The organism is Limosilactobacillus avium, from assembly GCF_947381485.1.
Lineage (GTDB): Bacteria > Bacillota > Bacilli > Lactobacillales > Lactobacillaceae > Limosilactobacillus > Limosilactobacillus avium.
On sequence record NZ_CANCWN010000006.1, the window covers coordinates 19,849 to 31,820 of the forward strand.

An 11,972-nucleotide genomic window follows, 5' to 3' on the forward strand; every position below is an offset into this window, starting at 1 on the left:
CAAAAATTATTGAGCTTGTTTTGCATTGTGACGAGTAGCAACAAAAATAATGACCGCAATCAGGATCAGGACGAACCCGTAAATGGGGAATGGCGCCGCCAGCCCCATCCCACTTGTTGGCTTCCCCAGCAGGTGGTTGGTCCATTCCGCAATCGATGGGGAGAAGAATGAGCCAAAGTTGAAGCCAATCAGGCAAAGGGAAGTAACCAGTGGTTGCCGGTTAGCTGGTGCCAAGTCCGGCAGCAGGTTGAAAATCAGCGGTGAAACCAGCTGAAGTGGGAAGCCGATTAACAATAAGCCGATGACCATCATGACAAAGTTACGACCGGCAAAGCCAAACAAGAAGTTGGCAAGCGCCATCAGGCCGAGTCCCAAGTAGACCGTCCCGAAACCTAGCCGCTTTTGGATAGCACCGTAAGAGATTCCACCCAAAGTAGCCCCAATCAGCATCAGTGACAAGAACATTGATGAGCCGGCATAGTGGCTCCCCTTAATCATAACAGCTAATCCGGGGAAGCGGTTCTCCATTCCCACATAATCAGTGACGAGCAGGAAGGCGAAGAGAACGAGCAGGTAAACCAGCGGGCTGATCTTAGTAATCGGCTGACTTTCTGTTAAGTCAACGGCTAAGTTATCCTCGTCAATGTCTTCATCCTGTGATTGGCTATCGTCAGGGACCCGCAGTGCGAAGAAGAGTAGGACCAAAAAGGCCAGAAAGTAAACCGCAAATGAGAAGTGCCAGCCGGCAAGACTGAGGAATAAGCCGGCAATTGTTAATGTATATGCCTGACCAATCTGTTCCGCAGCGGCCCGCCAGCCAAGCATCTGGGCCCGCTCAGTGCCTTCGTACCAAATCGAAATCATTGAGATTGCTTGCGAATTATATAGACCGTAACCAGCCCCCAGGATTAACCGCGAAATTAGAATCGTGGTGTAGTTGTCGACAAACATCGGGACAATCCCCGCAAAACCGACAATCGTTACCCCCATCATGATGATCTTTTTATCAGAAATGTGGAACCATTCCTGAAGCAGTGGTGAGAGGACCACGAAAATCATGACGGCAAAGGAAGGGGTGGTGACCAGGTACTCAGACTGGGTCTGGGTGACGTTCAAGGCGGCCTTCAACTGTGGAAGAGAGCCTTGAATGGCGTAAGCACTGGTTACCATGAAGGAAACGGATAAGAACGCGAGCTTTGTAATAATCGAACTTTTGTTATTCATACCTCGTATTGCTTCCTAAAAGATAATCTTTTGACAAACGTTTATCAATTTGATTTGTGACTATAATATACAATGTAAAATTACTATTGTCAAACGTTTATCAAAAATATTTTGCAATCACTTTCATTGCTGGTGGGCCGGCGATAATTGAAAATACACCTGAAAGCTTATCAGTACTGAGGAAGACGGTTAATCGGCGGTGATTGTTCAGTGGGTTGCAAAAGAAAAAAGCCCCGGCAGCCGTCCTTCATTTTGAAGGGTGGTGCCAGAACTTTTCTCCCTAGTGATTAGTACTGCTTATTATATTCGTAAACCAGTTCGGGTTCGCGACCAGTACGCTTGTATTCGTTTAGGGCATCGATTTGCTGCATTTCATCACTGGTTAATTCAAAGTCATAGATATCTGCGTTCTGGGTAATTCGGGCCTCGTGAACGGACTTTGGAATAAAGGAAACGCCGTTTTGCAGGTGCCAGCGCAGGATTACCTGGGCAGGTGACTTGTGGTGGCGGTCACCAATTTCCTTGAGGATCGCTTCATTAAGAACCGCGCCCCGCCCAAGCGGACTCCACGCCTGGGTAACGATGTGGTGGTCGTGATTAAACTTGAGAAGCGGCTTTTGGGTAAGCAGGGGGTGGAGTTCGATTTGGTCCACGACCGGCATTTCGTGTGCTTGGGTGGCGAGGTACTGGAGGTGAATCATCTCAAAGTTGCTAACCCCGATTGACTTGGCGAGCCCGGCCTTCTTGAGATCTTCAAATGCCCGCCAGGTATCAAAGAAGGCGCGCTGAATTGGCCAGTGAACCAGCAAGAGGTCTACGTAATCCATCTGGAGCTTCTTTAAGGATTCCTTGACGGAGGCGATTGCCCGGTCATAGCCCTGGTTGTCTTCGCTGACCTTGGTGGTTACGAAAATATCCTTACGGGGGATGGCTAACTTCTGCAGGGCCGTTCCGACCTCAGCTTCGTTGCCGTATAGTTGGGCGGTATCAAAGAGCCGGTAGCCGTCTTGGTAGGCGTTTTGGATTGATTTTGTCATCGTTTCTTGACCATCGACCTTGTACAGGCCAAAGCCCTCTTGGGGCATCTTATTACCATCAGCAAGGGTTAAAAGGTTACTTTTGATATCCATTGAATACACTTCCTTACAAATCGATAGTAACACATCAAAAAATAAATGTTTACTTCATTGCGTTCTTGGTTACCCGGGCGAGTTGCTCGATGGTTTGTTGGCCTCCCGCCATTGAGGAGTTATAATCCGTGTACACGGCAATCGTGTAGTCCGTACCGTTGTTGTTCTTTACGTAACCAATACTGTTGACAATCCAGCCAGAACCTTCGTAACTTAACCAGCCGTTTTTAATGGCAAAGTTGTTACTGTCCGCAGAGATTCCCCAGTTTTGATCGGCGTCAACGTTACTCATCAAGGAACGAATCGTCTGTTGTTGCTGACTAGAGAGGATGTCGGACTTATAGAAAATGTTATTGAGCAACTTGATCTGGTCACGCGGTGTGGTCGTTGACAAGCCCCAGTTTTCCCGGGCGGTAGAATCGGTCATCCCAAACTTATCAAAGGTTTGCTGGAGCCCCGCTTGCTTACCTAAGTAGTTTTCAAAGAGTTCAGTCGTTGCGGTGTTATCACTTTGTTCAATCATGGCCTTAGCCAGGTTTTCCTGGTGGGCGGTCAGGCCGTTTGGCTGTTTGAGCAGGATTCCTGCCAAGATTGCAACCTTGACAGTACTGGCGGCATGAAACTTATGGTTAGGCTTGTTGGCAGCGGAATACACCCGGTGTGTCTTGGGCGAATAGACCGAGATGCTCACGTTTCCATTTGAGGTGTAAATAATCTTGTTCCAGGCGCTAGTGAGGCGGTTATTAAGGGAACCATAGCGGTGGACTCCCCATATTCCCAAAATAATCAGGATAATAACTAGCCAAATTCTTCTCTTGCGGTGGTGTGTTCTTTGCTGCATATCACTTGTCCCCTTAATCATGAAATCCACATAAATACAATGATACCGATAATAATGAAAAAATAAAGCCAGGGGAATAATCTTAAGGATACTTTTTAACTTTTAGGTTTTCGGAACCGATTTGTTAACAAAACGTCATATTAAATTACTTGTTTTTCGGCTATGATATGAAGGTATGTAAAAGAAACAAGCGGGAGTGATAGTAATTAAGAAATTAGTTATAAGGGTGTTACTGATCATAATCAGCTTAAACATCAGCATAGTTAGTGGGATTACCGGTGTGATGGCTAGCAGTAAGAACCCGGCCTTCTTTAATATGAAGGCCCGGTCTGCTTACGCAATTGACGCCGAAAGTGGCCAGGTCCTTTACCAAAAGAACGCCACCAAGCGCTACCCGATTGCTTCGGTCACCAAGATTTTGACACTGGCGGTAATCGAACAGGATATTCGTGACCACAAGATGAGTTGGAAGCAGAAGATCACCATTACGCCGGAGGTTGCTAAGGTCGCCAACGACTGGCACTTCTCAAATGTTCAGCTGAACGCCGGGGAAAAGTACAGTGTTAAGCAGTTGGTTGATTCGATGATGTTGGTTTCCGCTGATGGGAGTACGGAAGCCTTAGCATTGGCAAGTGCCGGGAGCACGGCCGCCTTCAACAAGAAGATGCAGCGCGTTGCCCATGCCGCTGGCGTCCACGATGCCAAGATTTATAACATGATTGGCCTCCCTAATGGTGACTTGGGGAAAAACGCCATTAAGGGGGTCGATAAAAACGCGGAGAACCTCTTTTCCGCCCGTGACATGGCTCTAATTTCCAAGTACGTGATTGAAAAGTATCCAGAAACGCTCAACATTACCAAGGAAAAATTTGCCGACTTTGATGTTAGTGCCGACCATAAGGAGCACATGGTAAACATCAATTCCCTGTTACCACAGAATGGGGCGGCACCAAAGGATTGGCAGATTGACGGTCTGAAGACGGGGAACACGGATGCGGCCGGTAAGTGTATTGTTAGTACCGGGACGTATGCTGGCCGGCGGGTCATCGTCGTTGCCCTCCATACTAAGGGTGGCTGGAATGACCAATCTAAGAACCAAAAGGCCTTTTATGAACAGCTGGCCGCCAGTTACCAGCCCCAAATGCTAACGAGTATCAAGGGATTACCTAAGTCCCTGCGGACACAGCGGGTGGTTCACGCTAAGAAGCACCATTCCACGCAATTGGCCCTTACCAAGCCCGTGACGGTTTGGTTGCCGAAGAACACAAGTTGGGCCCAGGCAAAGCCAACCCTCCGGATTGATAAGCAGCACCGGTCAGTGACCGGCAAACTTAAGGCACCTCTGAAGAAGGGCGAAAAGGTGGGGGTTATCAAACTTCACCCGGCTGGTTTACCAACCATGAAGGTTCCGGTTAAGAGTACCCACGCAATTCAAAAGACGTTCTTCTAAAATAGGAAACGAAGAAAAAGCACCAGGGCGCCCCGTAATAAAAAAGAAGAGAGGGTAGGAAAATTCACAGTTTTCCTACCCTCTCTTAAATATTTAGAAATATGAATTAGTATTCAACATGCCACTTGACAGTGTAAGTCTTTTCTTCACCAGGGTGAAGGTCGACGTTACCAAATTCAGGGTGGTGTGGTGTGTCAGAAAGCGTTTGGGCTTCCATGGCAATCCCCGTATGTGGTTGGACCTTACCGTGGTTGTAAACGGTTGGGTCGTCCGAGTTCATGGTGTACATGACCAAGCCGTTCCGGTCAGAGTACAGGGTCATCTTCCGGTCACTTTCTGGATCTTCAAGGGTGGCAACCGGCTTGTCCAGGCTTGGTTCAACTTCCCAAATATCGTCAAAACCATTTTCCTTCGTTGCGGCCATTGGCTTCAGGGCATCGGCCAGCTTGGTTGGTGTACTAAAGTCGAATGGGGTTCCGGCATTGGCAACCTTTTCGCCCGTTGGAATCTTGCCATCATCAACGGCCAAGTGGTTCTTGGAGTTGACGTAGAGCTTTAAGTTGTCAATCGTCTTTACAGCGGCGTTTGACAGGTTCCAGTAGGTGTGGTTGGTTGGGTTGAAGAGGGTGTCGGCATCGGTGGTGGCACTGAACTTCAGGCTCAGGTTATCGTTGTTGTCAAGCGTGTAGGTAGCGACAACGTGCATCTTACCAGGGAAGGTATCCATTTCTGGTGTTAAAGTCAGGCTGAGGGTTAGGGAAACAGCATCGTCCGTTACCTTGGTACCGTCAACATGCCAAACGTGGTTGTAGAAACCGTTCTTACCACCGTGGAGGGTGTTCTTCCCTTCGTTTTGTTCAACGTGGTATTCCTTGCCGTCGATCTTAAATTCACCGTCGCCAATCCGGCCAGCAACCCGACCGATCAGACGGTTGGTGCAGAAACCATTCCCGGTGAATTCATCTAAGTTTTCGGAAGTCAAAACCATATCGGCCTTACCGCCATCCTTGGTTGGGACCTTGAAAGATTGCAGTAAACCGGCAAAATCCAGGATGCCAGCTTGAACGCCGTTGTCATTAGTCAATACGTACTTAGTTACAGCTTGGCCATTAAATTTACCAAATGGCACTTTAACGATATCCATAAATTAAATTCCTCCTTGAAAGTAAGCGCTTTATGTATACATAATATTCTACCACAGTTTGCAAAGTGATGAACAAATGAAGGAAAGATTGTCTGTTTAATGGCGAAGGGGATAAAATAGTCGTAAAGGGGATGGCAACATGCGGCAGGATTGGTGGCCACGTTTTAAGAAGAGCTTTCAACGCAATTTCATCGACTTCCTGATGATCTTTGCGGCCGAAGACGAGTTCATTCACAAACATAAGCGTAGGAGCAGTATGATTGCGGAACAGAAACGCTACGGTAAGAATGAAAAGGATAAATAAATGAGTAAAACAACTCCTTGCATTTTTAAACGCAAGGAGTTGTTTTACTCATTAGGCTTTTTCAGCCGCCTTCTTGAAGGCGGTATAATCGGCGGTCACCTGGTCAACATAGCGCAGTGACCAGTCGGCGAGGCCCTTGTCCAAGGCCTTCTGGTGCTTGAGGTAGCCCCGGATCATTGGTGAAGTTGGGCTCTCAGTATGGGCCATTGCCAAAAGGAGGGCACATACCTGGCAGTATAGTTGGAAACTATCGAAGTCAAGCTTGTTGACCTTGACGGATTCCTTCATGTCACGGAACTGCCGAACGTAGTAACTCCGTCCGCCGAAGCGTGTGCTGGCCAGGAAGGGGTCGGAACTTGACTGGAGGACCCGCTGGGCGGTCACAATACGGCGTCCGGCCTGGATCCCGTTTTGAATGGCCTGTTGGACCTGGAGGTTGAGCAGGTTGTAACGCAGGGGTAGGGCCTCCTTGACCTGGAGAACGAGGTGACTACCGTCAATCCCCGTCAGGAGAATCAAGTAACACCGGGTCCCAAAACTGCCGACACCAACGCTGTAACGGATGATGTCCGAAATGTGGAAGTTGGCGAGGAGTACGCGGACGTCCTCCCGAGCGTTTTGCCGGTAGAAGTTGTAGCCGGCGACAACCTGCTGGTAGAGGATGGGGCCCAGGTGCTTAGCACGGGGCGGGTTATCCTTAAAGACCAGGTTACCCTGGTCATCCTCCGTTCCCATCTTTTGGATGATTTTTTCAGAGTTGCTGTGCTGGCTCTTCTTCATGATCTTTTGCAGGCGGTAATTCATCTGGTCATTGCCGTCCCCTAACGAATCGATTGTCTGGATCATATCATTGATTTCAAAGGAAAAGTAGAAGACGTCAGACAGGGTCATCCGGTTGGCACGCTTGATGGCGTGACGGTAGGTCTTGGTGGTCAGTTGGAGCAGACTGTACAAGTCCTCCTTGGCAAAGCCATTTTCCTCACCCGCCAGCTCGGCGCTGACCAGCAGCCGCTTTAGGTCACTTTCCCAGTTACCAATCCGGGCTTCGTCAAAGTCGTTGAGGCCAAATAACAGTTGCCGTTCGGGAGAGGCGTAGAAGCCAAAGTTGTTGACGTGCGCGTCCCCACTGATGACGATGGGGATATTGCTTTGGGCCTGCTTCTTGAGGTCCTGTTCCATCAGTTCGGCTGTTCCCCGGAAAAATGAGAAGCGATTGGCCAGCATCCGTTCGTGGCGCAGGGGGAGAAGTTCGGGAATCATCTTGGACTCGGTCAGCCCGATGGCGGCGACGGGGTCACGGTCGACCGGCGTGAAGGTTGCCAGTTGCGAGCTCGGGACTGCTGCCTGCTGTTTCTTCCCCGCTTCCACCAGCTCCTGCTTACTTTTGGGGATCTGTAGTCGTTTCAAGTCAAAAATATCAAGCTGTGAATTGATCATGATGAGCTTCCTTTCCAGTTACAGTTAATAAACCTATTTTAGTATTTTCTTTAAGTTTAGGGAACAATGTTTGTCATCAAAAGGCCAATCTGTCAAAATGAAAGTGAACATAATTAAGGAGGGGTTTAAGTGATTATCGCAGTTGATAGTTCCTTTGCTCAACACCTGCATGTTAACCCGCATGAAGTTGCTGAACAGGATTTAAATGATGCCCAGGCCTGGTCGGTACACCTCATTGGTGACTTCATGGTTGTAATGAATAACCAGCTTGCCGTGCCGGTAATTGTCCGCCACCCGCAGCGTTTTAACGACTCCCGGTCTTTTATCGCCGGCTTCAAGCGCGAATTTTTGCGCCTGATGGAGGCCGCCAGCCTGCCCCATGCCAAAATTCGCTTGATCCGTGATGACCAGTTAGCCACGGTCCAATTTACATATTTGATGACACCGGCTATTGAGCGCCAGCTAAAAAAGTGTGAGGAGATGCTTACGGGAACGGGGGCCCTGATTGACTGGGATGAACAACCTAACAATACGGAGATTGCCCTCCAACTGGCAGATAAGCTCCAGGTAATGGACCCGCAGCTAGAGGACACGGTCCCCGTCATGGACATGCTTGAGAAGTATTCCCTTGATGAATTCCACCTGCCGGCCCACCCAGCCTTTAATGAACAGAACCGTCGCTACCTTTATCACGATGAATCACTGGTCGACATTACCAGCGCTGTTGCCGTGAGTCAGCTCTTTTTGACGGACTACCAGAAGTACCTGGCAAAGCGGCAAAGAAATGACCAGGTTATTGACCGCGACAAGGACATTGCGACGGAATACTGCTCTTATTGTGAAGCCCGCGGCCTTTCACCGCTGGATGACCTGACTTTGCCGTACTACTACCTCCTCCACTATGAGGAGATCACGGAGGAAAACATCTCCGATGCGGAAGCTAAGGCAATTGTGGCGGCCCTCAGTGACTTTGGGCACTTTATGCACGACCAGCACTTCTTTGCCGATGAGGACTTCGATAACTTTATCCAGGCGGCCGGTCAGGGCCTGGAGGATCGCCACTCGCCCCAGTACCTGTTCCGCCTCCAGCAGCTTTTGCATAACATGCAAGAGGAACTGACCCGGCAGCGGCAGAGCCTAGGGCGTTCCCGGTCCATGGCCAAAAAGCGGCTAAGGGTCCGGGCGGTCCTGAAAGGTTACCGCCCAACCATGTGGCGGGAATTTGAGGTCGGTGGGGACACCCGGCTTGATAAACTCTGCTTCCAAGTGCTTGCCAGCTTTGGGGCCACCGGCGACCACCTCTTTGAACTTCACATTGGGGAAAAAGTTTACCAACTACCGTTCAACCGGGGCAAGCAGTCGGGAGAGGCTTTGACGACCCACTGGCTAGGCGAATTTAACCCCGGGGATGAATTTGTCCTGGAATATGATTTTGGTGACTCGTGGACGTTTACCATCACAGTTGAAAAGGAAACCACCCTCCGTCGCCTGCAGAATAACCGTCACGCCTACCTGCTGGATGGGTACGGCAGTGGCATTATTGAAGATATTGGTGGAACAAGCGGCCTAATGCAGGCGGCTGAAGATGACCCGACAATCAACCACGAGATTGACCTTAAGGTAAAGCAGAGTCAGTGGGGCGAGCAGATTGCCCGCCTCCAGCACCGTTATGAATAAGGTGATGTTATTCACAAATTCCGGCTTAGCGTTACAATAAGAATAAAAATCAGGAAAGTGAGGACTTAAGATGTCAGGAGAAAGTGAAAACATTCCAGAAACAATGCGTGCCTGGGCAGTTACCACCCCGGGACCAATTGACGGGGAAAAGGCGCCCATTAAGCTGGTCGAAAAACCGGTTCCCCACCCGCAACGGGGCGAAGTGCTTGTTAAGGTTTTGACCTGTGGGGTCTGTCACACCGACCTCCACGTAACGGAGGGGGACCTGCCAGTCCACCGTGAACACGTCACCCCGGGCCACGAAATTGTCGGTAAAGTGGTTGCCCAGGGTCCCGAGACACGGCGCTTTGAACTGGGCGAACGGATTGGGATTCCGTGGTTCCGTCACGCCTGTGGGGTATGTAAGTTCTGTCGATCCGGTCACGAAAACCTCTGTCCCCACTCGATTTACACGGGCTGGGACCACGATGGTGGCTATGCTGAATACGTTACCGTCCCTGAAGGATTTGCCTACCGGATTCCCGAACGCTTTGACGATTTGACGGCGGCCCCTCTCCTGTGTGCCGGCATTATCGGTTACCGGGCATTTGAGCGGGCAAATATCCCCGCCGGTGGTCGCCTCGGCCTGTACGGCTTTGGTGGGTCTGCCCACATCACCGCCCAAATTGCCTTAGCCCAGGGGATTGAGGTGCACGTCTTCACCCGGGGGAAAGATGCCCAGAAGTTTGCCCTCCAGCTGGGATGTGCTTCTGCCCAGGGCGCCTATGACCCATCGCCAGTACCGCTGGACTCGTCCATTATGTTTGCCCCGGTTGGTGACATGGTCCTCCCCGCTCTGAAGAGCCTGACCCCAGGGGGGACCCTGGCCTTGGCCGGAATTCACATGTCGGATATTCCAACCATGAACTACCAGGATGACATTTTCCACGAAAAGGTCCTGACCAGCGTTGAGAGTAACACCCGTCGTGATGGCGAAGAGTTCTTGACTCTCGCGGACCGGCTCAAGATTGAACCGGCCGTAACCGAATACCCGTTTGAAAAGGCGGACATGGCCCTGCGCCACGTCAAAGGTGGTAATATTAAGGGTGCGTGTGTCCTGCGGATCAGTAAGGACTAACTGAAGTAAAAAGAAATGAGGAAATGCTATGAACTATCCACAGTTAAACTTGGACCAAGAAACTGGTCCTAAGGCAACCATCAAGACTAACCAGGGGGAAATCAAAATCCAACTCTTCCCAAAGCAAGCTCCTAAGACGGTTGAAAACTTTACTAAGCTGGCCGAAAAGGGCTACTACGACGGGGTCATCTTCCACCGGGTTATTCCTGACTTCATGATCCAGGGTGGGGACCCGACTGGGACTGGCCGTGGTGGCGAAAGCATTTACGGCCAGGCGTTCGAGGATGAATTCTCAACAGCACTCTTTAACTTTAACGGGGCCTTGTCGATGGCCAACGCTGGTCCTAACACCAATGGCAGTCAGTTCTTTATCGTTTCGGCCACCCGGGTCCCAGCCAACATGCTGGACGAAATGAAGACGGTCGGTTATCCCCAAGAGGTGATTGACTATTACAAGAAAAACGGGGGGACGCCGTGGCTTGACCACCGTCACACTGTCTTTGGCCAGGTAATCGCCGGGATGGATGTTGTTCAAAAAATCAGCAAGGTTGCCCGCGACCAGATGGACAAACCAAAAGACGACGTGGTAATGGAAAAGGTTACGATTGAAAAGTAATATAAAATGTAAGTAGAATAAAAAAGCCGCTGGCGCTCAGTCTTGAACGTCAGCGGCTTCTTGAATATTTACTTACCCTGCTTTACCAGCAGTTGCCAGAGCTTCTCTTCGTTACTTGATAAGAGCGCGGTTTCCCGCCGGGCCAGCGATAAGCGAAAGTGGGGCTGGTCATTATCGGTAATGTCTAAGGTGGTCACCTGGTCGGCCGGTGAAATTGCCAGGCTGGTCAAAAAGGAAATACCGAGGTTTTCCGCCACCATTGCCTTAATGACGTGGATGTCGGGGGTCCGGAACAGGACGTGGGGACGGAAGTGGGCGCCGTGGCACATCTGCTTGAAGGCCTGCTCATGGAAGAATTCACTACCAGGGATAATGAACTGTTCGTCTTTAAGCTCGCGGAAGGTTACCGCTGCCTTGTTTGCTAGGGGATGGTCCTTACTGATAATCACCTTGAAGGGGTAGTGGGCAAACTCCTCCGTTTTGAGGCGGGGCTGGTCAAGTGACTCGAGTGAACCGAGGAGGGCAATGTCGAGTTGGCCATGTTCAAGCATCTTTAACAGCTCCCGTGAACCGTGCTCGAAGGTGTCGAGGAGGGGCATCAGGTTGGCTCGCATCAGCATGGGCGTCAGCGGTGGGAAGTAATAGTTACCAATGATTGGCGGCAAACCAAAGCGAATCCGGGTGGACTTGGTCCGGTCAATTTCCTGGCGGGCAATGGTGAGCTCGTTCAGGATGACGTTGACATGGTTGGCAAACTGCTGGCCCGCCGGGGTAACGTGGAGTTCCTTGTGGGCATGGTCCCGGATAAAGAAGGTTGTCGCAAAGTCACTTTCCAGGCGCTTGATCGACATCGTGATTGTTGGCTGGCTGACTTTAAAATCGGCCGCCACTTTTGAAAAGTTTTTCTCCTGAATTAATTTTTGATAATATTCTAAATCTTTGATCTTCATAATTTGTTCCCTCTGTATCAGTAAAAATAGCCGGGTATATTAATTATATTTATAGCATAGCATAAATTTGACTATAATTTTA

At 50.0% G+C, this 11,972-nt stretch carries 11 protein-coding genes; 5 read left to right on the top strand and 6 right to left on the bottom strand.

The genetic code is table 11. The annotated features are described in order from the left end of the window. Positions 1-6 precede the first annotated feature (6 nt). The 3 genes from QOS01_RS03330 to QOS01_RS03340 all read right to left on the bottom strand — a co-directional run bounded on the left by QOS01_RS03330 (position 7) and on the right by QOS01_RS03340 (position 3,195). The gene (locus tag QOS01_RS03330) at positions 7-1,224 is read right to left on the bottom strand and encodes an MFS transporter (protein ID WP_283621103.1); all 1,218 of its coding nucleotides are present in this window, start codon (positions 1,222-1,224) and stop codon (positions 7-9) included. A gap of 287 nt (positions 1,225-1,511) precedes the next feature. Continuing rightward, entirely contained in the window at positions 1,512-2,354 is an 843-nt protein-coding gene (locus tag QOS01_RS03335; protein WP_283621104.1) for an aldo/keto reductase, read from the bottom strand. 49 nt (positions 2,355-2,403) lie between these two features. Then, positions 2,404-3,195: a serine hydrolase gene (locus QOS01_RS03340; protein WP_283621105.1), complete on the bottom strand. Its 792-nt coding sequence runs from the start codon at positions 3,193-3,195 to the stop codon at positions 2,404-2,406. A gap of 283 nt (positions 3,196-3,478) precedes the next feature. On the opposite strand from QOS01_RS03340, the gene QOS01_RS03345 reads away from it, so the two are divergent. Further along, complete coding sequence (locus tag QOS01_RS03345; protein WP_283621106.1) at positions 3,479-4,645, top strand: D-alanyl-D-alanine carboxypeptidase family protein; 1,167 nt, start codon at positions 3,479-3,481, stop codon at positions 4,643-4,645. A 106-nt stretch (positions 4,646-4,751) separates the two neighbouring features. Here the strand turns inward: QOS01_RS03345 and QOS01_RS03350 are convergent, their stop codons facing one another. Further along, entirely contained in the window at positions 4,752-5,789 is a 1,038-nt protein-coding gene (locus QOS01_RS03350; protein WP_283621107.1) for an aldose epimerase family protein, read from the bottom strand. Between the two features lie 139 nt (positions 5,790-5,928). Between QOS01_RS03350 and QOS01_RS03355 the strand changes: the two genes are divergently transcribed. Continuing rightward, complete coding sequence (locus tag QOS01_RS03355; protein WP_283621108.1) at positions 5,929-6,093, top strand: hypothetical protein; 165 nt, start codon at positions 5,929-5,931, stop codon at positions 6,091-6,093. A 51-nt stretch (positions 6,094-6,144) separates the two neighbouring features. Here the strand turns inward: QOS01_RS03355 and QOS01_RS03360 are convergent, their stop codons facing one another. After that, the gene (locus QOS01_RS03360; protein WP_283621109.1) at positions 6,145-7,530 is read right to left on the bottom strand and encodes a DUF2252 domain-containing protein; all 1,386 of its coding nucleotides are present in this window, start codon (positions 7,528-7,530) and stop codon (positions 6,145-6,147) included. A gap of 129 nt (positions 7,531-7,659) precedes the next feature. Between QOS01_RS03360 and QOS01_RS03365 the strand changes: the two genes are divergently transcribed. The 3 genes from QOS01_RS03365 (at position 7,660) to QOS01_RS03375 (ending at position 10,940) form a co-directional block, all read left to right on the top strand. Continuing rightward, a complete protein-coding gene (locus tag QOS01_RS03365; RefSeq protein WP_283621110.1) occupies positions 7,660-9,207 on the top strand; it encodes a plasmid pRiA4b ORF-3 family protein in 1,548 nt (515 codons plus the stop codon). A 70-nt stretch (positions 9,208-9,277) separates the two neighbouring features. Next, positions 9,278-10,324, top strand: a complete 1,047-nt coding sequence (locus QOS01_RS03370; protein ID WP_283621111.1) for a zinc-dependent alcohol dehydrogenase family protein — start codon at positions 9,278-9,280, stop codon at positions 10,322-10,324. A 28-nt stretch (positions 10,325-10,352) separates the two neighbouring features. Further along, a complete protein-coding gene (locus tag QOS01_RS03375; RefSeq protein WP_283621112.1) occupies positions 10,353-10,940 on the top strand; it encodes a peptidylprolyl isomerase in 588 nt (195 codons plus the stop codon). 68 nt (positions 10,941-11,008) lie between these two features. On the opposite strand, the gene QOS01_RS03380 is transcribed toward QOS01_RS03375, so the two are convergent. Continuing rightward, positions 11,009-11,890, bottom strand: a complete 882-nt coding sequence (locus QOS01_RS03380; RefSeq protein ID WP_283621113.1) for a LysR substrate-binding domain-containing protein — start codon at positions 11,888-11,890, stop codon at positions 11,009-11,011. Between the last annotated feature and the right edge of the window lie 82 nt (positions 11,891-11,972).